Origin of the sequence: Paraburkholderia sp. MM5482-R2 (genome assembly GCF_050436125.1) — a bacterium.
Classification (GTDB): domain Bacteria; phylum Pseudomonadota; class Gammaproteobacteria; order Burkholderiales; family Burkholderiaceae; genus Paraburkholderia; species Paraburkholderia tuberum.
On sequence record NZ_JBNDLP010000004.1, the window covers coordinates 364200 to 386128 of the forward strand.

The 21929-nt window shown below is 62.1% G+C and carries 22 protein-coding genes and 2 pseudogenes; 5 read left to right on the plus strand and 19 right to left on the minus strand.

Going from position 1 to position 21929, the window contains the following annotated elements:
• Nucleotides 1–280: 280 nt before the first annotated feature.
• The 7 genes and pseudogenes from OKW37_RS37710 to nifH form a co-directional block, all read right to left on the minus strand.
• The gene (locus tag OKW37_RS37710; RefSeq protein ID WP_429402236.1) at nt 281–1147 is read right to left on the minus strand and encodes a transposase; all 867 of its coding nucleotides are present in this window, start codon (nt 1145–1147) and stop codon (nt 281–283) included.
• A 287-nt stretch (nt 1148–1434) separates the two neighbouring features.
• Nucleotides 1435–4836, minus strand: coding sequence for an autotransporter outer membrane beta-barrel domain-containing protein (locus tag OKW37_RS37715; protein WP_429510099.1), 3402 nt, complete (start codon nt 4834–4836; stop codon nt 1435–1437).
• A gap of 491 nt (nt 4837–5327) precedes the next feature.
• Nucleotides 5328–5594 carry a hypothetical protein gene (locus OKW37_RS37720; protein ID WP_143037302.1) on the minus strand — a complete coding sequence of 89 codons (267 nt, stop codon included), beginning with the start codon at nt 5592–5594 and terminating at the stop codon, nt 5328–5330.
• A gap of 139 nt (nt 5595–5733) precedes the next feature.
• Nucleotides 5734–6083 (minus strand): annotated as a pseudogene (locus OKW37_RS37725) (hypothetical protein).
• A gap of 16 nt (nt 6084–6099) precedes the next feature.
• On the minus strand, nt 6100–7659 hold the full coding sequence (gene nifK, locus OKW37_RS37730; protein WP_187613716.1) for a nitrogenase molybdenum-iron protein subunit beta: 1560 nt from the start codon (nt 7657–7659) through the stop codon (nt 6100–6102).
• 74 nt (nt 7660–7733) lie between these two features.
• Nucleotides 7734–9197 carry a nitrogenase molybdenum-iron protein alpha chain gene (nifD, locus tag OKW37_RS37735; protein WP_184053500.1) on the minus strand — a complete coding sequence of 488 codons (1464 nt, stop codon included), beginning with the start codon at nt 9195–9197 and terminating at the stop codon, nt 7734–7736.
• A 103-nt stretch (nt 9198–9300) separates the two neighbouring features.
• Entirely contained in the window at nt 9301–10182 is an 882-nt protein-coding gene (gene nifH / locus OKW37_RS37740) for a nitrogenase iron protein (RefSeq protein WP_018423167.1), read from the minus strand.
• Nucleotides 10183–10560: 378 nt separating this feature from the next.
• On the opposite strand from nifH, the gene OKW37_RS37745 reads away from it, so the two are divergent.
• The 3 genes from OKW37_RS37745 to OKW37_RS37755 all read left to right on the plus strand — a co-directional run bounded on the left by OKW37_RS37745 (nt 10561) and on the right by OKW37_RS37755 (nt 12214).
• The gene (locus tag OKW37_RS37745; protein WP_026226291.1) at nt 10561–10980 is read left to right on the plus strand and encodes a group II truncated hemoglobin; all 420 of its coding nucleotides are present in this window, start codon (nt 10561–10563) and stop codon (nt 10978–10980) included.
• Between the two features lie 36 nt (nt 10981–11016).
• On the plus strand, nt 11017–11625 hold the full coding sequence (locus OKW37_RS37750) for a hypothetical protein (RefSeq protein ID WP_184053494.1): 609 nt from the start codon (nt 11017–11019) through the stop codon (nt 11623–11625).
• Between the two features lie 76 nt (nt 11626–11701).
• On the plus strand, nt 11702–12214 hold the full coding sequence (locus OKW37_RS37755) for an ankyrin repeat domain-containing protein (protein ID WP_260335108.1): 513 nt from the start codon (nt 11702–11704) through the stop codon (nt 12212–12214).
• Nucleotides 12215–12223: 9 nt separating this feature from the next.
• Here the strand turns inward: OKW37_RS37755 and OKW37_RS37760 are convergent, their stop codons facing one another.
• The 6 genes and pseudogenes from OKW37_RS37760 to OKW37_RS37785 form a co-directional block, all read right to left on the minus strand.
• On the minus strand, nt 12224–13306 hold the full coding sequence (locus OKW37_RS37760; RefSeq protein WP_429402234.1) for a fatty acid desaturase: 1083 nt from the start codon (nt 13304–13306) through the stop codon (nt 12224–12226).
• A 104-nt stretch (nt 13307–13410) separates the two neighbouring features.
• Nucleotides 13411–13743 carry a cytochrome o ubiquinol oxidase subunit IV gene (cyoD, locus tag OKW37_RS37765; protein WP_184053487.1) on the minus strand — a complete coding sequence of 111 codons (333 nt, stop codon included), beginning with the start codon at nt 13741–13743 and terminating at the stop codon, nt 13411–13413.
• Nucleotides 13744–14352 (minus strand): cytochrome o ubiquinol oxidase subunit III, encoded by a 609-nt coding sequence (gene cyoC / locus OKW37_RS37770; RefSeq protein ID WP_184053484.1) that lies wholly within the window; start codon nt 14350–14352, stop codon nt 13744–13746. It lies immediately after the preceding gene.
• A gap of 3 nt (nt 14353–14355) precedes the next feature.
• Entirely contained in the window at nt 14356–16362 is a 2007-nt protein-coding gene (gene cyoB / locus OKW37_RS37775) for a cytochrome o ubiquinol oxidase subunit I (RefSeq protein WP_184053481.1), read from the minus strand.
• Between the two features lie 3 nt (nt 16363–16365).
• A complete protein-coding gene (gene cyoA / locus OKW37_RS37780; RefSeq protein ID WP_429402233.1) occupies nt 16366–17262 on the minus strand; it encodes a ubiquinol oxidase subunit II in 897 nt (298 codons plus the stop codon).
• 170 nt (nt 17263–17432) lie between these two features.
• Nucleotides 17433–17905, minus strand: a pseudogene (locus OKW37_RS37785) (radical SAM protein); the annotation flags it as partial.
• Nucleotides 17906–18164: 259 nt separating this feature from the next.
• Here OKW37_RS37785 and OKW37_RS37790 point away from each other — a divergent pair.
• Nucleotides 18165–18839, plus strand: coding sequence for an OmpW/AlkL family protein (locus OKW37_RS37790; RefSeq protein WP_184053478.1), 675 nt, complete (start codon nt 18165–18167; stop codon nt 18837–18839).
• A gap of 82 nt (nt 18840–18921) precedes the next feature.
• Nucleotides 18922–19158: an FmdB family zinc ribbon protein gene (locus OKW37_RS37795; RefSeq protein ID WP_090811320.1), complete on the plus strand. Its 237-nt coding sequence runs from the start codon at nt 18922–18924 to the stop codon at nt 19156–19158.
• Between the two features lie 47 nt (nt 19159–19205).
• On the opposite strand, the gene OKW37_RS37800 is transcribed toward OKW37_RS37795, so the two are convergent.
• From OKW37_RS37800 to OKW37_RS37825, 6 genes are all read right to left on the minus strand, one after another.
• Nucleotides 19206–19445: an NAD(P)-binding protein gene (locus OKW37_RS37800; RefSeq protein ID WP_311541615.1), complete on the minus strand. Its 240-nt coding sequence runs from the start codon at nt 19443–19445 to the stop codon at nt 19206–19208.
• On the minus strand, nt 19333–19911 hold the full coding sequence (locus OKW37_RS37805; RefSeq protein WP_311541614.1) for an SIR2 family protein: 579 nt from the start codon (nt 19909–19911) through the stop codon (nt 19333–19335). The genes OKW37_RS37800 and OKW37_RS37805 overlap by 113 nt, the downstream gene beginning before the upstream one ends.
• 156 nt (nt 19912–20067) lie before the next feature.
• Complete coding sequence (locus OKW37_RS37810) at nt 20068–21231, minus strand: DegT/DnrJ/EryC1/StrS family aminotransferase (RefSeq protein WP_184053475.1); 1164 nt, start codon at nt 21229–21231, stop codon at nt 20068–20070.
• The gene (locus OKW37_RS37815) at nt 21218–21496 is read right to left on the minus strand and encodes a hypothetical protein (RefSeq protein WP_184053472.1); all 279 of its coding nucleotides are present in this window, start codon (nt 21494–21496) and stop codon (nt 21218–21220) included. The genes OKW37_RS37810 and OKW37_RS37815 overlap by 14 nt, the downstream gene beginning before the upstream one ends.
• Nucleotide 21497: 1 nt before the next feature.
• Nucleotides 21498–21716, minus strand: coding sequence for a putative nitrogen fixation protein NifT (nifT, locus tag OKW37_RS37820; protein WP_007177241.1), 219 nt, complete (start codon nt 21714–21716; stop codon nt 21498–21500).
• A gap of 41 nt (nt 21717–21757) precedes the next feature.
• Nucleotides 21758–21895 (minus strand): hypothetical protein, encoded by a 138-nt coding sequence (locus tag OKW37_RS37825; RefSeq protein ID WP_260330635.1) that lies wholly within the window; start codon nt 21893–21895, stop codon nt 21758–21760.
• Between the last annotated feature and the right edge of the window lie 34 nt (nt 21896–21929).

Here is a 21929-nt window from a genome sequence, read left to right on the forward strand (position 1 = left end):
CAGTTCGCGCGGCGTTACCTCGTCATTGATCTCCGCGAGGCTCAACGGGTCGGACGCCGCCACCTCGCGCTCAAAGTCGTCGTAGGCGACCAACTGGTTGCGAGTTTCGGTTGAAGCGATCTGGCGGCGGTCAACGGAATGGGCAAGCGGGCGAGACCAGCCGCGTCGAGGAGGGGGACGAGGCAGTTTTGTGTTGTCATGGATGTATTTCCGCAGGATGAGGACGAACGGGATCACGGCGCGCTGCGCCGGACATGAAGCATGGACCTCAACTGTCAGATCAACTACCGCAATGGTGTCGTAGATTGATCATCGTGTAGGCCATGATCTTGAATGCGTAGTGCAACTGACTGATACGATCGAAGCGAAGTAGCAGGCGACGAAACTTATCTTCCCATGCGAACACGCGCTCGATCGTTCGGAATCGCTCTTTAAAAATGGCCAGATCGAACAGCGCCTTGCGACCTCGCTTTGTGCGTTTCCTGCCGCGCGGGTTCGGATTGATGTTGGGCACCATCCCGCGGTTGAAGATCGCCTTGCGGTTGGCGCGACAATCGTAGACGCCGTCCAGGCTGACCACGGTGTCACGCAGGTCCAGCCTGGCTTCACGGGCAATCCGCATCACCTGCGGCAACGCGTCTCGCAGCAGTGGCGATTCGTTGCGATTGCCTGGCGTCGACACGAACGGGGCGATCACATTGCAGTTCCGGTCACAGAAGGCCACTACCTTGTCACCCTTCATGTGCTTGTGGCCGCTGAAGCCAATATTGTCGCCGCCTTTTTTCGCCGCCGTCGTGGTGCCGTCGCCATGGATGACGCTGGTGTCCAACAACTGGTCGTGGCTAAGCCGCACCACTGACGCGAGGAAGACAGCGTCGAAACATTCGCATGCCTGCCAGCGCCGAAAGGCCCGATAGATGCTCGTGTAGTGAATCTCCGGCTTGCCGTGCCGATCCATTGCAATCGGCAGCGCCTTCCATTGGCAACCGAGGTAAAGCAGTTTCAGGATGTAGTTGAAGATCGCGTGCGCGGTCAGTTTGGATGCCGGTCCCCGACTTCCTGCCGTAAGGTGCGGCAAGACAAATTGCTCGAACTGTTCGAGGCTTAATTCCGTTGGAATCCGTTGCCATTGCTGGCTTTGCGCCATTATCGACCGCCAAAGATCGGGAATTCTAGCGGATCCGGCGGAAATCGGCGAAAGTCATACCCACAAAGGCCTTCAGGCAAATTTAGCAGCCTTGAGAAACCCGCAACCAGTTGAGAGAAAATGCGCAGCCTGAACCGCAACACACGACAGGTCTTCGACTATCCGCGAATGACGCAGAACTCCACCCGACCTTCCGCGCCCGTGTCGGGCTAGAACAAATTTACCGTGGGGAAGATCCGTCCGAAGCTTGACAGTTCAATGTCTTCCTGCGAACCTGGTAAATTGTGCTACCAGGTCCAGCGCGCGCCGACGTTTCCAGTGACAACGCGTTGGTGTTCGCCCCCAAGGTTCGTGCCGAGGCTGACAGTCGCAAACGCGCTTCCATGCTTCGTCAGCTTCGCCACCATCCCCGCGTCGATCTGCCCGGTGGTCTGGCCAACCGACGTGCTGATCGGCGTCACGCCGCCAAACGTCGCTTTGTCCGTGCTGCCGAACGAACGCAACAGGTTGAGCCGCAGATAAGGCTGCCAGGTCACGCGTGCCGCCTCGTAGACGCCGGCGAGCCGCACGCCAAGACGGCCGACCATCGTATTACCGTTGCTGAACGTGACGTTCGAGATTCCGTCGTTCAGATCCTTGATCGTCTGGTGTTGCCAGATCAGCTGGGCTTGCGGTTCGAGCGTGAGCGAGTGTCCGATCGCGAACGGCAAACCGCCTTCAAGCGAACCGGTCACCGCATTTCCGTGCGTCGTGGCGCTAACCCCGTCGCGCGACGACGAATCGATCACCAGTGAGCTGCCCGAAACCACCGCATCTGTGTACCACCCGCTCGGTCCGATGTGGGTCCAGTAGCCGCCGATGCTGTATGCGCTAATTCCAAGATGGCCGGCCGCGGCATCCGGCACGCCGACTGCAAAGCCGCTGACATCACCCGTGGCCCGTCCAAAGCCGAGGAAGAGCCCGTAGTGGTCGCGGTGACCGCTCGCCGTCGTACTCGCGTACAGGTCCTGACCGACCTGCGCTCCCGTCATCGAGCCGGAAAATCCGGGCGCGACGTCGCCGCTTTGCGACAGCGTGCTGTGTCCGCCCCACACACGTGCCCACGCCGCTGGCAGGCTGCCGTTCTCGCTCAGCAACGACTGCTCGCCCTGGCGCAGATGGAAGTTGTCGATCTGCATCATGCCGAGCTGCCGGGCAACGGCTGGAAGCTCCGCGTAAAGGGCCGCTTCAGGGCGGTAAAGCGTAATCGGATCAGCACTCGCGGCGGGAAGTGCGGGTGTGCCCGGCGCGGGGGTGCTGGTCACGGCTGTCGTGCCGCTGCCGCTCGCGTCGGCCGGCGCACTCTGCGCAGCGGGCACGGTGTTGCGCAGGTACCAGCTCTGCGACGTGCCGGCCATCACGCCGCCTTTGACGAGGTAGTACTCGTATGCGCCGGCTTTCGTCGTTCCGCCTGCGAGCGAAAATGCACCGGCATCAGTCGTGGCGCCGTTCGTCGCGGCGACGACCTGGATGCCGTTCGACGTGATCGCCGCGCCCTGGCCGCCCACGTTCGTCACCTTCAGCGTGGTCGCACCGGTTGCCGTGCCGCCGTTCACAACGAGCTTGTCCGAAGACGCGTTGTCACCCGCGAGAACGGTATTCAATGCAATGGCCCCATTGTTTCCGACGTAGCTATTGACGACGAGTGAATTGCCGGCGCTCTTGCCGCCGCCAATCTGCACGAGATTCGCGTTCGTCAACTTGCCGTTGATCGTGAAATTGCCCTGTGCGCCGCCGGCAAACTGCGCCAACGCATTGGCCACCGCGACGGTGCCGTTGTTGGTCACGTCGCCGTTGACAGTGCCGTAGCCGCCGAGCGTCGCTCCCGCAGCGACGCTCGTCGCGCCGGTCATCGACGCGGCGGACGTCGACGCATCGCCGACCGCGAGCGTGCCGGCGCTTACCGTCGTGCCGCCCGACCACGTATTCGCCCCATCGAGCACCAGCGTCCCCGCACCGACCTTTGTCAAGGCACCGGTGCCGGTGATGTTCTGTGTGAGGGTCGACTGAAACGCCTGCGTATCGATCGTGCCGCCGCCTGCCGCAATCGAGATTGCACGCGTGCTGGCCGGGTCGAAGCTGCTGCCGAACTGCAGCGTGCCGCCATCGAAGGCCACGCCACCGGTCGCGCCGCCCAGCGCGCTGTCGGCGCTCACCGACAGCGCACCCTGTTTCAGCACCGTGCCGCCGGTATACGTATTGCCGCCCACCGCGCCCGGCGCGAGCGTCAACGTGCCCAGTCCGTCTTTCTCCACGACGCCGGTCCCGCTGATCAACCCGGCATATGTCCCGTCGACGTTCTGTTCGAATTGCACGAGACCGTTGTTGGTAACGGTCGACGGCAGGCTTTTGGCGCTCGCCTGCAACGTGCCGGGCAGATCAACCGTCACGCTGCCCGTATGCTGTGCGCCGCTGCCGTTGAGCACGAGCGTGCCCTCTTGCACCTCCGCGGCGATCGGGCCGATGAGCGAGCCGTCGATCGTCAACATGCCCGAGCCGGTCTTGAAGAACGAGCCCGTAGTACCCGTCACGTTTTGCGCGATCGTCGACTGGAAGCCCTGTGTATCGATGGTGCCGCCGCCCGCGGCAACCGATAACGCGCGCGTACTGGCGAGGTCGAAACTGCTGCCGAGCTGCAGCGTTCCCCCGTCGAACGTCACGCCGCCTGCCGTGCCGCCGAGTGCGTTATCTGCGGACACCGAGAGTACGCCCTGCTTCAGTACGGTACCCCCGGTATACGTATTGCCGCCCGCAGCGGTGGGCGCAAGCGTAAGCGTGCCGGCACCGTCTTTCTCCGCCGAGCCGGTACCGCTGATGAGCCCCGCATAAGTGCCGTTGGCGGCCTGCGCGAACTGCACCAGACCGTTATCGGTGATCGCGCCTGGCAGGCTCTGCGACGATCCCTGAAGGATGCCCGCCTGATCGACCAGCATCGTGCCAGTGTACTGCGTGTTGTTGCCGGTCAGCGCGAGCGTTCCCTGCTGCACCTCGGCCGACGTGACCCCCATCGCGCCCATCGAGCTCGCGACTGTCCAGGTACCGGTGTCCTGCTTCTGCAGCGTCTGGAAGTTCGTGATGCCGGTCGGCAGCGTGTCCGTTCCGGTGCCGTTCAGCGTCAACAGGTTGTTGCCGCCGCCTCCGTTGATGGTTCCGCTCACCGACGAACCGGTGTAAAGGCGCAACGTATCGTTGCCACCGGCAAAGACCAGATTACCGATCACCTGTCCGCGGTTGGTGAAGTCGACCGCGCCGTTGCCGGACGCGCCCATCACGTTTCCCGGCGCCTCGATCACGCCGGTCGCGTTGTTGATGACGGTATTCGAGCCGGACGTATTCTGGAACCAGATCGCAGCGCTATGGACGCCCTGGATCGTCCCGTTGTTGATGATGGTATTGCCTGTACCCTCCGGATTGACGGCTTCGGCGTTGCCTTCCGTCCCGCCAGAGATGACGGCCGCGCCCTGTTCCACTGTCAGCGTGCTGTTGTTCCGGAAGGCGATCGTATCGGCCCCGGTGCCGTACGTGCCGTTACCCGTCAGCGCGCTGTTTTTTACTTGCGCGCCTGACTGAACGACGATGGTGGCGTTGTCGGCAAGCGCGATCGCTGTCGCATCGCCCACCACGATCTGTGCGTTTGCTCCTACTGTCACAGTAGAGCCTGAAGCGGTGGTCGGGCCGGTTCCGATCGTGCTTGACCATGGCGACGGGGCGCTCGTGTCGCACGTCGTCGAGTTATTCGATGTCGTGCAATTCGCGAAAGACAATGAAGGAATGGCCGCGATATATGCAAGGGCCGCAAGACAGGTTGCGCTTCGCCGCGGAATAGAAGCGCGCTTGTTCCTCACGCGCTTCTGTATTCGCTCCAACGGGCTGGCATAAGGCTGACGGCTGGTTAATTTGCTGGTCATGCGTTTCACCTTGGCAGTTTAATTACGTATGCTTTTTATATAATCCCGCAACACGGAACCTGGAATATGGGATCCATCTGACGACCGATGAGCCTGTACGCGCGCAACTTCGTTGACGCCTGCGGCACTGATCCGGAAAACGGGTATGGTTTTCGCGCAATCGATATCCGGCACCCGGCGGCACCTCGATCCACCCAAGTTAAGCGCGTCTGCCGCGCCGGAACTCAATCAAGTTAAAAAAACACTTGACGTGAAGCCAGCTTCGCGCGGCCGCAGCCCTGCTGGCGTCTTTTTAGACGCCAGCAGGGCTGCGGCCAATGAGGATCTTTTTGATCTTCGTTGGCCCCATGTCTCTTTCCACTCTGCTTGCCGATCTCGCCGCCCATATTCAGACTGAGCAGTTTCGTCACAGCTTGCTTGCGATCCTGAACATCCCACGGCGTTCCAACGTCGTCGCAAATCCACGCTATCCGGCCAGCCAGTTTGGCGATCTCTACCATCAACTGGTTGCGAACCAGGCACGCAGCGGCACGGAGTCAGACTGCGCGACTACATAGATCATGCCCCGCTCCCTCGCTGAGGTTCGTCACGCAGGCTAGCTACACACAGCGCAGCAATTTCGTTTTCAGCGGTGCCCCGCTACTCGACATCCTCCGCCGCAATCTTCGCCCACACCGCGCGAGGTAACCGCGGCGCGATACCCGCCGGGCTCGCGTCGAACTGCCACCGAGCCGCCGACATCGCACCCTGTGCAATCGCAATCTCCTCGTGCGTCAATGGCAACCGGCCGGCCACATGCGCGGGGCCCCGGGCAGCACTTGGGCGATCATCTGCCGGTTCGGGTGTTCGAGCAGCGGGACGAGGTGGTCGGCCTCGCCCACACCGGCCAGGCAAACCTAGCCGCTGATGACCTCGACGTTACGGCCGTCCTGCGTCATCTTGACCAGAACTGCATCTGCCGCGCCCGATGCATCTGCTGTGTCTGCCATGGCCGCGCTCTCCTCGTCAGCGAATGATGTCGTAGCTGTAGTCGGTCTTCGCCACGTCGATCGTGTTGGCGTCGAGCGCTTCGAAGAACTCGTCCAGCAGCGTGACCAGCACCCGCAACGCACCTTCATAGCCCCAGGTCGGGAAGCGATGGTAATGGTGGCGATCGAAGATCGGGAACACCATGCGTATCAGCGGCGTTTTGGTATCGCGCTCGAGATATTTGCCGTAGGTGTTGCCGATCAGGAAATCCACTGGCTCGGTAAACAGCAGTGAACGCATGTGCCACAGGTCGCGTTTCGGATACACCTTGCAGCCGGCGCCGTAGGGCGACGCGTCGAGCAGCGCCTGCACCTTCGCAGCCCAGGTTTCGTTGCCGTTGGTCGCCAGCACGTGAGCCGGCTCGGCGCCGAGTTCCAGCAGGAACTGCGTGTAGCCCAGCATCTGGTCCGGGTCGCCGTAGAGTGCAAAGCGCTTGCCGTGCAGGTGAGCCTGGCTGTCGGCCATCGCATCGACGAGCTGGCCTCGCTCCTTCTCCAGTTGCGCCGGAATCGGCTTGCCGGTCACGCGCGAGATTTCCATCAGGAACTGATCGGTGCCCGCGACGCCAACCGGCGAGTTCAGCACCACCACTTCCTGTCCATGCTCGCCAATGAGCTTGCTGGTCTTCTCGCAGCAGTATTCCTGGAACACGAAGGTCGCCTTCGCGTTCAACGCGCGCTCGACTTCCTCCTTGGTCGTGCCGCCTTCGTACATCCGGAACTCGCCGTCGGTCGGCGTATTCCACGTTTCGGATGGGTCGCAGATGATGTTCACCGTCACGCCGAACAGATCGAAGATGCGGCGAATTTCCTTCATGTTGCCGACCACGTAGCCGTCGAAGCCGCCGATGAAGTTGACGCTGTCGTCGGGCACGCGCTCAAGCGGCGTCGCTGTGCCGGCCTTGCCGTCCCAGAAGTGCCTGAGGATGCCGAGGAGCGCGTTGTCGTAGCCGGTCACGTGGCTGCCGACGAAGGCCGGCGTGTGCGCGAACGGCACGTCATAGTCTTCCGGCACGCTGCCCTTCTGCTTGCTGCTCTTGATGAGCGCGTCGAGGTCATCGCCGATCACTTCCGCCATGCAGGTCGTGGAGACTGCGATCATGTCGGGCTTGTACAGGTTGTACGCATTTGCGAGGCCGTCGATCATGTTGTTCATGCCGCCGAACACCGCCGCGTCCTCGGTCATCGACGAGCTGACACACGAGGTCGGCTCCTTGAAGTGACGCGAGAAGTGCGAGCGGTAAAACGCTACACAGCCCTGCGAGCCATGCACAAAACTGAGCGTCTTGTGAAAGCCGTTGGCCACGTACACTGCGCCGAGCGGCTGGCAGGCCTTGGCCGGGTTGATGGTGAGCGAGTCGCGTGCAAAGTTCTTTTGCCGGTAGTCTTCGCTCTTGGTCCACTCGACGATCTGCTTGACCTGCTCGTCTGAATGGTTGAACTCGAAGTTTTCCTTTTTCGCGCGGAAAATTTTCTGGTACTCGGGCTCACGGAACAGGAATTCCTGGTCGAGAATCTGGTCTGCGGATTGGGGCACGGGATGCTCCTGATATTCAATTCAATGGCCTGCCGGCCGGTGGTCAGTCCGGTGATCGGCGCGGTGGCCGGCGCTTAGGGGTTTTTCTTCCAGGGCGCCTTGGCGAGCCCCCACACCGGGCTGGAAATGGCCATGTCCATGTCGCGCGCGAAAATGGCGTAGCCGTCGTAGCCGTGATATGGACCGGAATAGTCCCAGCTGTGCATCTGGCGAAACGGCACGCCCATCTTCTGGAACACGTACTTTTCCTTGATGCCGGAGCCGACCAGATCGGGCTGGACCTGTTCGACGAACCTCTCGAACTCGTAGCCGGTCACGTCGTCGTAAATCAGTGTGCCGTCCTTCACGTAGTGCGTGGTGCGCTGATAGTCGTCGTTGTGGCCGAATTCGTAGCCGGTGCCGACCACGTTCATGCCGAGGTCTTCGTAGGCGCCGATCACGTGGCGCGGACGCAGGCCGCCAACGAACAGCATCACGGTCTTATCCTGCAGGCGCGCTCTGAACTTCGCGTTTACCGCATCGACCAGGGGACGATACTGGGCGATTACCCTCTCCGCGTTGGCTTTGATGGTGTCGTCGAAGTGGCTGGCGATCTCGCGCAGGCTCTTCTCGATCATCGACGGGCCGAAGAAGTTGTATTCCGCCCACGGAATGCAGTACTTCTCTTCCATGTGCCGGCTGATATAGTTCATCGAGCGGTAGCAATGCAGCAAATTGAGCTTGGCCTTGGGCGTGTTCTCGAGCTCGGCGATCGAGCCGTCGCCCGACCATTGCGCGATCACGCGCAGGCCGATCTCTTCGAGCAGAATCCGGCTCGACCAGGCATCGCCGCCGATGTTGTAATCGCCGATGATCGCAACATCATAAGGCGTCGAAACAAATTCGGGCCGCTTGTCCGGATCGGCCTTGTCGAATATCCAGTCCCGAATCGCATCGTTAGCCAGATGGTGGCCCAGCGACTGGCTGACTCCGCGAAAACCTTCGCAGCGCACCGGCAAAATGGTGTGCCCTTCATACTGCGCACTCTTCTTCTTCGAGACGGCCTCGATGTCGTCGCCGATCAGGCCGATCGGGCATTCACTCTGGATCGAGATGCCCTTGTTCAGCGGAAACAGTTCCTGAATCTCGTCGATGATCTTGTCGAGCTTCTTGTCGCCGCCGAAGACGATGTCCTTTTCCTGGAAGTCCGACGTGAACTGCATCGTCACGAAGGTGTCGATACCGGTAGTGCCGATGTAGTAGTTGCGACGCGCGGCCCACGAGTACTGGCCGCAACCGACCGGACCATGACTGATGTGGATCATGTCCTTGATGGGCCCCCAGACCACGCCCTTCGAGCCGGCGTACGCGCAACCGCGAATCGTCATCACGCCCGGCAATGACTTGATGTTTGATTTCACGCCACAGTCGGGCTTGCCGTCCTCGAAGGTGCCCAAATGCTTGGCGCGCCGTTTGGCCATCTTCTCCGGATAGGCCTTCAGCACTTCATCGATCAGGGCCTTGTTCGCGGCCTTGCGCTCTTCAACAGTGACGCTCATGGGAATGCTCCATAGGGTGAGTATCAAGCCTGGCAGCGGGTAGCCGGCATGGCCCGGTTCATCGCGTGAAGAAGAACACCGGGCCGCGCGCAGCGGCGCTCGCTTAGGCGGTCAGTTCCGCTGCAGGCTTGCCGACTTGCGATTCGTCGATGGACGTCATGATTCCGTGCTCCATTAACAGGTCTTCCAGTTGATCCATCGTGATCGGCGTCGGGATCGTGCCGTTGCCCGCGTTGTTGTGCACCTTGGTGGCGAGCTGGCGATACTCTTCCGCCTGTTTGGATTCGGGCGCGAACTCGATCACCGTCATGCGGCGCAGCTCGGCGTGCTGCACGATGTTATCGCGCGGCACGAAGTGGATCAGCTTCGAACCGAGCATCTTCGCCAGCGCTTCGGCGAGTTCGAGTTCCTTGTCGGTCTGACGCTCGTTGCACACGAGCCCGCCGATCCGCACACCGCCGCTGTTCGCGTACTTCAGAATGCCCTTTGAAATGTTGTTGGCCGCATACATGGCCATCATTTCGCCGGACATCACAATGTAGATTTCCTGCGCCTTGTTCTCACGAATCGGCATTGCGAAACCGCCGCACACCACGTCGCCGAGCACGTCGTACGACACGTAGTCCACGCCGTCATAGGCGCCGTTTTCTTCGAGGAAGTTGATCGACGTGATGACGCCACGGCCCGCGCAGCCGACGCCCGGTTCCGGACCGCCGGACTCCACGCAACGGATGTTGCGGTAACCGATCTTCATCACGTCCTCGAGTTCGAGGTCCTCCACCGAGCCGGCTTCGGCCGCTAGCGACAGGATGGTGTCCTGCGCCTTTGCATGCAGGATCAGGCGAGTAGAGTCCGCCTTGGGATCGCAGCCGACGATCAGGATCTTCTGCCCGAGTTCAGTCAGGGCTGCCAGGGTGTTCTGCGAGGTGGTCGACTTGCCGATACCGCCTTTACCGTAGAAAGCGATTTGCCGAAGTTTAGACATTGCATTTCTCCATTCAGGAAGAAGGGTTGAAACCAGGTTGCGTAACCGCGACCATGTCAGCCTGTCGTGCCTGTATGGGTCTTCTTATATCGAGTCACGCATCGGCCGGACCTGTGTCCGCGCTGGACTCCAAACGCAGCTTCTGTGCCACGTCACCAGCGGTACTGCGACGCGTCCGCCCCGCCGCGCTGCGGGGGTTGGTACGGGACTTTTGCGGACTCCTCTTCTGTCTTGTCGATTTCGCGACAAACCACGCGAACTTCGTCGCCAATGAAACCATTCGGGCGCGTTTGTCGTGCGATTTCTGTCGCATTGGCCTGCGTGCAGCCGGACAATCGCCGGGTTGCGGCCTGGTTCGGTTATTGCATTGATCGCGCCATGGACACACCAGCCACCCAAGCTTCGCGACCCGTGCCGCGCGAGACGCACTTCGACCGTCTAGGCGGCGAGACCGCCGTCATCCGCCTGGTCGACGCGTTCTATCGGCACATGGATACGCGGGCCGACGCGCAGCGCATTCGCGCGATGCATCACCCGGACCTGTCTTCGACGAAGGCCGTGCTGGTGCTGTATCTGTGCGAATGGCTCGGCGCCGACAAGCGGTACTCGGCACAGCGCGGCCAACCACGGCTGCGCACGCGTCATGCCGCATTCGCGATCGGCACCGCCGAACGGGATGCGTGGCTAGCTTGCATGCGCGCCGCGTTCGACGAGACGGGTGTCGATCCGGTGCTACGCGATGAACTGATGCAGGCCTTTTTCAAAATCGCCGACCGGATGCGCAATACGCAGACGTGAATCCCTCTTCAACGCTGTTTAACCCAAGGATCTGTGATGACCGAAACGCTCGCGCACAAGGAGATCGACGACACCGCGTTCGCCCGTCTCGAACATGAAGGCCGTCTGCTCAACCCGGTTCTCAAGGGGCTGACGAACAGGCTCGACCGGGTCGGCTTCCGCGGCGAACTTGCGCTGCGGTTTGCCCCGAAGCTCGCCGACGAAGCGCGGCCGCCGGAGCTGACCTGCGATCAGGTGATGGCATGCGCGACGATCGGCCATAAGCACTTGCCGTTCTTCGCCGGGTATCTGTTGAGCTTCGAGCATCTGAAGAACGTGGCCGAGGTGCTCAGCGACACGCTCTCGGCGGACGGCAAGTACTTTCTGTTTTGCGACAACATCGACCTGAGCAAGCGATATCAGGTGCCGTACAAGGGCGCGATGTTCTATGTGCTGCCGATTCTCGAGTCCACCGTCTACAACGAGATGCTCGAACTGCTGTACCTCGAAAAGAACGAATTGAAGAAAAAGGACTCAGGCGGCAAGCTGGATGCGGTAGCGGACGCGGCCATCAAGTTCGACGTGACCTTCGAGACGATCACCTACAGCGAAGGACTTGAATTGATGGGGCCGGTGCGCAACCCCAACGAGAACCGGCCCGTGTGAGGCTCGGGTCCCGACGGCTGCCGCCCGCGCGGCTGCGCTAACCGATGTTCCCTTGCACCCGAACGCGACCATGATCATGCACACCGACACTGCTTTCGTCGTCCGCGAACGCCTGGCCTCGCGCGTTGTCCGGAACCCCGATGCACAACTCGAAACGATCGTGCCCGCCGTACTTTGCACGTGGCTGGCGTACCACGGCTTCCCTGATCCGCATTCGCGCTGCGTGAACGGCGAAACCCCGTTGATGCGCGCCGCGCAGCATGGCGAGGACGCGGTCGTCGAAGCGTTGCTCGCACTCGGCGCACGCGCCGACGCGCTCGATGACGACGGCAACCATGCGCTCTGGTTCGCGTGCCTGCACGGCGGCCCCGCGACCATCCTGCGGCTCATCGACGCCGGCGCGCCGATCGACCATGTGAACGACGACGACATCACATGCCCGATGCAGGCAGCCGCGAGCGGCCGCCTCGACGTCCTGCAGATGCTGCTTGCGCATGGGGCGAACGCAGAACTGTGCGCACCGGATGGGCGCAGCGCGCTCGACATGGCAGCCGACCTCGGGCTGCAACTGCTGCTTGCTTTCGGATGACAGGCTTTGTCAGCGAGTCTTAAGAGGGACGTGCGTCGCGCGACCAGCGAAATCGGTCCACTGATCAGTCGAAAAATCGTATAGTTTGCAGCCTCGTGCGGTGTCGAAGTACCAACGCCACGAAAACCGCTGCACGACGATCCGTTCCGGAAGCATCGCTTCGAGGGTTCGCTGAGCACCGACGAGCCCGTATAGAGGGAGACTCATGTCGACGTGATGCGCGGTGTGCTCCATGATGTGATGAAACAGCGCGCCAAAACGCCAGCGAAAGGTCAAGTGCACCGTCGTGGATACGAACGGATCTGAACGCCCCCATTTCGCGCGATCGTCGTACCAGCGGATTTGCGGATGCGTGTGGTGCGCGTACACGACGAAACCCACCATCGCGCACCAGAACAGGAACGGCACCCCGAACCCGCATGCGATTGACGGGACCACCCCCCGCTGCGTCGCGCGAGCGATCCACGCGAGCGCGCCGATCCACAGCAGCGCGAACACCGATACCAGCGTGCAGTCACGGAAGAACACGGGGCGCCGCGTCGGCATTGCGACCCGCGACGGGAAAAACATCTTCGTCCACCAGATTTCGATCATGTAGTAGAGACCAGGCGCCCAGCCGCTGCGATAGATACGTTCCAGTGCGCGCCGTGGCCCACTCAAGGCGCGATATTCCTGGATCGTCAGTGGTGCCCACACAAAATCGATGCCTTTCAGGTTCGTGTAGCCGTGATGCACCACGTTGTGACCCACTTGCCACAGGCTGTACGGCGTGAGCGACGGCAGGAAGGCGATCCGGCCCAGCCAGCGGTTGAGCGTGCGGTGCCGGGTCAGGCTCTCATGACATGCGTCGTGACCGATGACGAAGAGCCGCCCGATGACGAAGCCCGCCATGCATCCGAATACGGTCTTCAGCACGAACCCGTGCGCGAACACGCTCGCGGCGAGCGCACACAATAGCAAAACGTAGTCGAACACGAGCAGCAGAAGCGCGTAGGCGGTGCAGCGTTCGGCGAACGGTGTCAGCCACGAGCGGATGACCTTGCGATGGGGCAATGGCTCATTGGCGGGAACGGGGTGATTCGGACTGTTCATGAAGAAGACCGGTAGAGCGGTGCAGCACAACACCACGCACGCGGCCAACGGCTACATGCCGTGTCCGCGATGATGTGACCAGACCGTTTCGCGCTGGTGGCGAGTCAGCGCGACATCATGTTCATACTGACATTGTGCATCACCCAGATCGTGCCGAAGATCAGGAACAGCGCGGCGAGCGCGGTGTAGCATAACGCCAGCCCGTTCCAGCGCTGGCCGCGCGACAGGTCGAGATGCAGGAACGTCACCAGATGCACGACGATCTGCACGAACGCCAGCAACGCGAGCGCCATAATCGCGGAGCCGGACGGCAGCAACCGTTGCGTGACGATCGAGAATGAGCCAGCCGTCAGCGCCACGGCAAGCACGAAACCGGTGATATAACTGGCGACGTCACCACGCGAGGCGGTCGTGGACGTCGAGTGTGAATGGACCATTTAGAGCATGCTCCCGAGATAGACAAACGAAAACACGCAGATCCACACGATGTCGAGGAAGTGCCAGAAGAGGCTCAGGCATGTCAGACTCGTGAGGTCGCGACCGGACAGTTCAGGCGAGCGGACGACATGCACGACGAGCACGGCCATCCAGACGAGGCCCGCTGTTACGTGCAGGCCGTGGGTGCCAACCAGCGTGAAGAACGACGACAGGAAGGCGCTGCGACTGGGCCCGGCACCGTTGGCGACCAGGTGCGAGAACTCGCCCAGTTCTAACGCGAGGAACAGCGCGCCAAGCACGAACGTCACGAGGAGCCAGCCGATCACGGCACCACGCCCCTGGCGCTGCGCGCCGAGCATCGCGAAGCCGTAGGTGGTGCTGCTCAGCAGCAGCGCGCCGGTTTCAAGTGCGACACCGGGGATGTCGAACAGGTCCCGTCCGGACGGTCCACCCGCGAACTGGTGCGCCATTACGGCGAACACGGCGAACAGCGACGCGAACAGCATGCAGTCGGTCATCAGGTACAGCCAGAAGCCGAACACGGTGGGCGTTGGGCCGTGGTCAGCGCTCGACCTGCCGTGATGGACGAGTAATGCAGATTGCGTCATGGATCAGGTCTCCGCGGATTCGGGTAATTCAAGGGCGGCCGGGGTGGGTGCGCTGCCGCGTCGTGCTTCGATTTCGCGCACGCGCGAGGCCGGAATCACGTAGCCATGGTCGTCGCGGAAGCTACGCGCGATCAGCGCGGCGACGATCGCGACGAAGGCCAGCACGGCGAGCCACGTGATGTGCCAGACGCCGGCGAAGCCGAGCACGAGGCTGAATGCGCCGATCAGGAACCCGTCCGCGGTATTCGACGGTAGGTGGATGTCCTCGTAATGCGCCAGTGCGGCATTTGCTGCGCCGCTTTCCTTCATGTGCGCGAACGCGTCGAGCTGGTGGACGACCGGTATGCGCGCGAAGTTGTAGACAGCGGGCGGTGACGAGGTGGCCCATTCGAGCGTGCGGCCGTTCCACGGGTCGCCCGTCAGGTCGCCGTATTCCGGCTCGTTGCGATGGATCACGCTCACGACGACCTGGGCGATCTGGTGCACGACACCGAGTGCGATCAGCACCACGCCGCATGCGGCGACGAACAGCCAGGGATGCCAGGTCGGGTTGTCGTAGTGATTCAGGCGCCGGGTCATGCCCATGAAGCCGAGCACGTAGAGCGGCACGAACGATACGTAGAAGCCGACGAACCAGCACCAGAACGCCCGCTTGCCGAGCTTCTCGTTAAGCTTGAAGCCGAACGCCTTCGGGAACCAGTAATGGAAGCCTGCGAGATAGCCGAACACGACGCCGCCTATGATCGCGTTGTGAAAGTGCGCGATCAGGAACAGGCTGTTGTGCAACACGAAGTCCACGCCCGGGATCGCCATCATCACGCCCGTCATGCCGCCGATCGTGAACGTGACCATGAAGCCGATCGTCCACAGCACGGGTGCGGTGAACTCGATGCGACCGCGGTACATCGTGAACAGCCAGTTGAAGATTTTCACGCCCGTGGGGATCGCGATGACCATCGTCATAATGCCGAAGAACGCGTTGACGTCCGCGCCGGAACCCATCGTGAAGAAGTGGTGCGCCCACACGAGGAATGCGAGCACCGTGATCGCGCACGACGCGTAGACCATCGTTCTGTAGCCAAACAGCGGTTTCTTCGCGAAGGTCGCGATCACTTCCGAGTAGATGCCGAACGCGGGCAGCACGAGGATGTACACCTCCGGGTGGCCCCACGCCCAGATCAGGTTCAGGTACAGCATCGCGTTGCCGCCGAGCTCGTTTGTGAAAAAGTGCATGCCTGCGTAGCGGTCGAGGCCGAGCAGTGCGAGCGTCACGGTTAGGATCGGGAACGTTGCCATGATCAGCACGTTCGAGCACAGCGCGGTCCACGTGAACACCGGCATCTTCATCAGCGTCATGCCGGGCGCGCGCAGCTTGACGATCGTCACGAAGAAGTTGATCGCGGTAATCAGCGTACCGACGCCGGAGAGCTGCAGACTCCAGATGTAGTAGTCGACCCCGACGCCCGGACTGAACTGCAGCTCCGACAGCGGTGGATACGCGAGCCAGCCGACCTGCGCGAACTCGCCGATCACGAGCGACAGATTGATCAGGATCGCGCTGATCGCCGTCATCCAGAAGCTCAGCGAATTCAGGAACGGGAAGGCGACGTCGCGCGCGCCGATCTGCAGCGGCACGACAAGATTGAAGAGGCCGACCATCAGCGCCATCGCCATGAAGAAGATCATGATGACACCGTGCGCGGTGAATATCTGGTCGTAGTGGTGCGGCGGCAGGTAACCGGGGCCGTGAAACGCGATCGCGAGCTGAAGCCGCATCATTACGGCGTCGACAAAACCGCGCACGAGCATCAGCACCGCGACGATGATGTACATGATGCCGATCTTCTTGTGATCGACGCTTGTCAGCCACTCGGTCCAGAGCCACTTCCAGCGGCCGAGCTTCGTGAGCGTGACGATGACCGCCAGCACGATGAGCGCCATGAACGCGGCCGCGCCCATGATGACCGGCTGATCGAACGGAATCGCGCCGGGCGTGAGTTTTCCAAACATGGCTTACTCCGTGGTCTGCGTGCGACAGGCGGCGTCGCGGAAGGCCGTGACGTTGCCGTTGTTGTATCGGGCAACGATGTTGCGGAACAGGTACTGGTCGATCGATGAGAAGTAGCGTACCGACTGCTTCTCGCTCGGCTTCGCGACTTCGGCGTATTCGTCCATGCTCAGGCGGTCCGGCGAAGCCTTGACCTTCCGCACCCATGCGTCGAAGTCGGTGGCGCTCGTCGCGAGCGTACGGAACTTCATGTCGGCGAATCCCTTGCCGCTGAAGTTGGCGGACATGCCTTCGAAATTTCCCGGTGCATCCGCGATCAGGTGCAGACGGGTCTGCATGCCGACCATTGCATACACCTGGGTACCGAGTTGCGGGATGAAGAATGAGTTCATCACCGAATCGGACGTGATCCGGAAATTTACCGGCGTATCGACTGGCACGGCGAGCTGGTTCACCGACGCAATGCCGAGGTCCGGGTAGATGAAGAGCCACTTCCAGTCGAGCGCGACCACCTCGACGTCGATCGGCTTCACGCTCGACTGCAGCGGCCGGTACGGGTCGAGCTCATGTGTGGTGCGCCAGGTCAGGATACCGAGGTACAGGATGATCATGGCGGGGATCGTCCAGACGACGATCTCGATCGCCGTCGAGTGCGCCCATTTGGGTGCATAGACCGCGTGACGGTTCGACGCACGGTAGCGCCACGCGAAGAACAGCGTCAGCAGGATCACCGGGATCGCGACGATCAGCATCGCCCACGTGGCGGTGGCGATCAGCGACTTCTCGGCCGCGCCGACGCTCCCTTTTGGATCAAGCACAGTCAGATCACATCCCGATAGACAGGCGCTCAATGTCGTGACGATGGCTATCGACCGTTTCCTTAAGGCTTTTCTGTCTGTCATAGTGGTTAAGTCCGGGTTGTGGCACTTTCGACCTGAAGCTGGCTTGACGCATGCGGCATCACACTCGCAGCGTCATGGTCCGACAACCGGCCAGCTTTGTGATTGATGTCGATCAAGGACGAACAAAGCGGCGGGGTGCGGTGCACTGACGCAGTGCGCGGGCTAAATCAGGCGACAGTCTGCTGCGGCAAACCGTAGATCAGGTCGACGTTGATTGAGAGAAATCCCGCATCGCGTGCGCCGCTGAGTGCGCGTTCCACCACATCGAGTGGCTGGATGCGATTGACAGCTTGCTGAACGTCGGTAGCAAAGTCCTGTACGTCGAAGCTCGCTCGGTTGAAGCCGAGGCGCGCGAGTGGTGAAAGCGTTTTGGTGCTGACGGTTCGCGGATCAATTTCGATGGCAAGTTCTGCGTCGATCGAGAACGCGAAGCGGTTCTGCAGTTGCTGGAAAGCTCTTCGAGTTCGGCAACAGGGAAGAAGGTCGGCGTTCCACCTCCCAGATGCAGCTGCACGGTTCGCCGGTCAGGTCCGAGATGTGACGCGGCCAGATCCATCTCACGAACGAGGTAGCTCAGATATCTGGCGCTGCAGCCATGGTCGTGCGTAATGACCTTGTTGCATGCGCAGAAGTAGCAGAATGATCTGCGTGCCGTTCGGCGGCTGCAGCCAGTCCGGCAATGGCTGCGAAATCGGTGTCTCCGGGTGCGAGAAACATCTTGGGTACGAGTCAATGCGGTTGAAGGCCAATAGTCCGGCCTCAAGGCTCCCGCTATCTCGACATTCCTCCGCGTGACCCGGTGTCGCATCCTGACTTCGGGATCGGGACCGGTTGACCCTGCGCAAGGGCAGCCCTGATTTGCGCGGCGACAATTCCCCGCATACATCAACAAGGGGAAAGCGATGAAGCACATGATCAAGGCCGTCATGATCGTGGCAAGCCTGTGCGCTACCGGTTTGTTCGAAGTGCTGGCATACGCGGATGACGTCAGCGCGAACGGAAGCACGATGGCAGGCGAGGTGACGGCGGATGGGATCCACGCCGGTGACGTGCTCGTGCGTCTGCGTGCCATCTCGATCGAGCCCGAAGTGCACACCAGCGGCACGTTGTCGTCGCTCGGCGTGGGTGTCAATAACGCACTCGTGCCGGAGTTGGACCTGACCTATATGATCCGCGACGCGATCGGCATCGAGCTGATTCTCGCCACCTCGCGGCACCACGTGACGTCCAGCCTCGGCGATCTCGGTGGCGTGAACGTGCTGCCACCGACGCTGCTGCTGCAATATCACTTCAACCATGCTGGCATGATCCGACCGTATGTCGGCGCGGGGGTCAACTACACGTACTTCTACAACGACGGCCTGAGCGCGGGCTCCGAAGGCATCCAGGTGTCACGCAGCAGCTTCGGTCCGGCGGTGCAGGCTGGCGTCGACGTGCAGATCACGAAGACCGTCTTTCTCAACGCGGATATCAAGAAGATCTGGATGCACACGGACGCCTCGGTCGGCGATAGTTCGTTGGGCCGACTGGACATCGACCCACTGGTACTGGGAATAGGCGTCGGGATGAAGTTCTAGCGAGCGCGCAATGACAGACCACAGCTCGCACCAACGGGCGATCCGCTGCGCCCCATCCACCTGAAACGGAGATCTGGTCACTATGCCTCTGTACGACTACCGCTGCGCGGCCTGCGGCCACGCATTCGAAACGCTGGTGCGCGCCGGCCACACGCCCGTCTGCCCGCAATGCGGCGGCACCGCGCTGGACAAGCAGGTCAGCGCGCCGGCCTCGCCCGGCAAGAGCCGCGCGATCATCTCCCGCGCGCGGCGTCAGGCGGCGCGCGAAGGGCACCTCAGCAACTATTCGCCGGCCGAGCGCCGCAAGCTGCTGCGCTGAGCCCAACGGGGAATCGCGCTGTCGATGTAGATGAACCTCGAGGGCGCCTACGAGATGGCACTCAGTCTCACCGTCTTCATGGCCGGCACGCTGGATCGGGCCACCGCCGACAGCCTGCTGGAACACGCGAAGGGCATCTGACCGTATATCGACGCGTGGCTTCGCAACATTGCGTCAGCACGGCCGCCCTCGCGCTCGCGCCCTTCGATGACCACGACGGAAACGTCCTGCGCATGCAGTACGCGCGCCAGCGCGAGGCCGCGTAGACCCGCGCCGACGATGGCCACTTCGACCACCAGCGATTCGACCGCGGTCATCTCGTCGCTCAAAGCCCAGAAACAAAAAACTGCGACCGCTGCGCCACGCCTGCACGGCAGGCGGAATGGGCGTCTGGATATCGATCTCAGTCATGACTTCGACGAAGTCGCTGTCAGAGACCAGGTAGTTAGAGGCCGGCGCATGGCCGCCAATCGGCTTGTAGAGCAGCGCGCCCGAGGCCGGCACGTCATCCAGCAACGCGCCGTCTGCGCTATAGGCCGCGAACCAATGGCCGAAATGCTCGGCCTGCGACAGCCCCTGCAACTGCGCCCAGCCGCCCTGCGGCCGCGCCTGCGCCAGCGCGCAATGCAGTGCCGACGGCGTCGGCGTCATGGCGAAGGCCTCATTCATGACGCTCACCAGCGACTTGCGATGCTTGAAGTTTTCGATGAACTGCGCCGCCTGGGTCAGCCGGGTGCGGATCTTGTGCAGCACGCTGACCTTGGCCGTGATGATTTCGGCGAGCGCGAGCGGCGTGGCAGGGACGGCCGTGTCGGGGCACAGCGCGAGCAGCGCCGGTCCCAGGTGCGGAATGACGCCGCCCGCAGGCGTTCGGCGATGGTCTGGACTGAAACGGTTATGCAGTGCGCCTCACAGATAAATGGCAGCGCCGGCGCCCACGTTGGTCGCGGTGTCTTTCAGCGTCTTGACGATGTACCTGACCTGGTCGGTGTCGAGCAGCGTGTGCAGCGGCAGCGCCAGCGCGCGATCGCCGATGCGCTCGGTGTCGGGCAACAGGCCGCTCTTGCGGCCGATCGCATCGCCCGAGTTCATGTAGTGGAACTGCTGATGCAGCGGATGGCTGTAGGCCACCGTCTCAATGCCGCAAGATTTCATGTCGTCGATCATCTGGGCGCGCGCGCTCTGCGTAAAACGCTTGCCCAAATGCACAACATAGAGCATCCAGTGCACTTCTTCGACGTCCTCGGCCACGTAGGCCGGCTTGATCCCTTCGAAGCTTTGCATCTCTTCGTGATACCAGGTCTCGACCTGCTTTCGCTGCGCGAGGCGCGTGTCGAGTTCGGCCAGTTGCGCGAGACCGAGCGCGGCGGTCAGATCACTGATGCCCGCCTGCAGCGGCACCCGCGAGCCGACCGAGACGGACGCGCGGTCCGTGACGCGCCGCTCGCGCAGATAGCGCAGTTCATGGACGAGTTCGTCATCGTCGGTGACGAGCATGCCGCCCGCTCCTGTGCACAGCGCGGACGGGCTGGAGAAGTCGAACACTGATACGTCGCCGAAACAGCCGACGTTGCGGCCCCGGTAGCGCGAGCCCAACGCCTCAGTACTGTCTTCGATCAGCCGCAAGCGCTGCGCGTCGGCCAGTTCGCGCAGCAGCGCCCACGCGGCCGGGTGGCCGTTGGTATTGCCGGCGAGGATCGCGCGCGTGCGAGGGCCGATCTTCTGCGCGGCTTTTTCGGCGCTCAGACAACCGCTCCAGTAGTCGATGTCGGCGAACACCGGCACGGCTCCCGCCAGCGTGATCGCCTGCGCCACCTGATGCCACGTGTGCGACGCGCAGACCACCTCGTCTCCCGGGCCGATCCCCGTCGCGCGCAACGCAATCCAGGTGGCGAGCGTGCCGCTCGCGACCGCGACCGCATGCTCCCGGCCAACCCAGCCCGCAAACGCGCGCTCGAACGAATCAAGCATCGGCCCGTCGCTCCAACGCGAGGATTGCAGCACCGCGTTGACGAGATCGATCTCGCGCGCCGCGCAAGCCGGTTCGCTCAACGCGATCTCATCGATTTCCATGCGCCTTGTCCTCAGTCAGGATCAACGCATCGGCCTCTTCAGGCCGCCGCGTGATGGTCCTGTAATACCCGGCCGATATCGCGAAATAGATACTGCGCACACCGAACCGGAGCGCTGCTGTCTCGTCGCGCATCGCCGTTGCGCTGACATGCATTGTGCGCACCTCGGGATAACGTTCGTGCCATTGCGCGGCGGCGTCGCGTAGCGTCGGTGCCGTGCGGAGCAGGTCCGCCGCGAAGTCCAATTGCTCGGCGTTCAGGCTCATCTCACTCCTCCACGCCCGCAATACGCCGCGCTTCGACCGTGATGGGCAGTGGCGTATCGTCGGCCATCGCGGGCAATTCGAGTTGCCAGCCGTTCGCGAGCGTGACGAGACCGCCCCACATCCCGGGCTGCGCCATCGCGACAATGGGCTCCTCCAGGTCCTTCTTTGGCACGTAGGCGCTCAGCGCGCCCTTGCTGTCCTTGCGGATCATGACTTTCATGGTTGCGGACTCCGGAGGTTGATGACAGGTTCAAACCAGGTTCAAGCGGGATGCGCTGCTTCCTCCAGCAGTGGACGAAGCAACCGCGGCAGATGGGCGAGCACGTACTCAATGTCCTGCGCCGTAGTGATTTCGCCGAGCGACAGCCGCACCGCCGCCAGCGCCTCATCGCGCGGCACACCATAGATCGTCGCCCGGCTCCGTTAGTTTGCT

What these genes read in the sequence shown, in the direction of transcription:
- cyoB (WP_184053481.1), bottom strand. Translation starts at nt 16,362, where the DNA reads ATGTTTGGAAAACTCACGCCCGGCGCGATTCCGTTCGATCAGCCGGTC.
- cyoD (WP_184053487.1), bottom strand. Translation starts at nt 13,743, where the DNA reads ATGGTCCATTCACACTCGACGTCCACGACCGCCTCGCGTGGTGACGTC.
- OKW37_RS37750 (WP_184053494.1), top strand. Translation starts at nt 11,017, where the DNA reads ATGACCGAAACGCTCGCGCACAAGGAGATCGACGACACCGCGTTCGCC.
- OKW37_RS37710 (WP_429402236.1), bottom strand. Translation starts at nt 1,147, where the DNA reads ATGGCGCAAAGCCAGCAATGGCAACGGATTCCAACGGAATTAAGCCTC.
- OKW37_RS37790 (WP_184053478.1), top strand. Translation starts at nt 18,165, where the DNA reads ATGAAGCACATGATCAAGGCCGTCATGATCGTGGCAAGCCTGTGCGCT.
- OKW37_RS37745 (WP_026226291.1), top strand. Translation starts at nt 10,561, where the DNA reads ATGGACACACCAGCCACCCAAGCTTCGCGACCCGTGCCGCGCGAGACG.
- OKW37_RS37755 (WP_260335108.1), top strand. Translation starts at nt 11,702, where the DNA reads ATGCACACCGACACTGCTTTCGTCGTCCGCGAACGCCTGGCCTCGCGC.
- OKW37_RS37720 (WP_143037302.1), bottom strand. Translation starts at nt 5,594, where the DNA reads ATGGTAGAGATCGCCAAACTGGCTGGCCGGATAGCGTGGATTTGCGAC.
- cyoA (WP_429402233.1), bottom strand. Translation starts at nt 17,262, where the DNA reads ATGACAGACAGAAAAGCCTTAAGGAAACGGTCGATAGCCATCGTCACG.
- OKW37_RS37760 (WP_429402234.1), bottom strand. Translation starts at nt 13,306, where the DNA reads ATGAACAGTCCGAATCACCCCGTTCCCGCCAATGAGCCATTGCCCCAT.
- OKW37_RS37810 (WP_184053475.1), bottom strand. Translation starts at nt 21,231, where the DNA reads ATGGAAATCGATGAGATCGCGTTGAGCGAACCGGCTTGCGCGGCGCGC.
- nifD (WP_184053500.1), bottom strand. Translation starts at nt 9,197, where the DNA reads ATGAGCGTCACTGTTGAAGAGCGCAAGGCCGCGAACAAGGCCCTGATC.
- OKW37_RS37815 (WP_184053472.1), bottom strand. Translation starts at nt 21,496, where the DNA reads ATGAGCCTGAACGCCGAGCAATTGGACTTCGCGGCGGACCTGCTCCGC.
- OKW37_RS37795 (WP_090811320.1), top strand. Translation starts at nt 18,922, where the DNA reads ATGCCTCTGTACGACTACCGCTGCGCGGCCTGCGGCCACGCATTCGAA.
- nifH (WP_018423167.1), bottom strand. Translation starts at nt 10,182, where the DNA reads ATGTCTAAACTTCGGCAAATCGCTTTCTACGGTAAAGGCGGTATCGGC.
- cyoC (WP_184053484.1), bottom strand. Translation starts at nt 14,352, where the DNA reads ATGACGCAATCTGCATTACTCGTCCATCACGGCAGGTCGAGCGCTGAC.
- nifT (WP_007177241.1), bottom strand. Translation starts at nt 21,716, where the DNA reads ATGAAAGTCATGATCCGCAAGGACAGCAAGGGCGCGCTGAGCGCCTAC.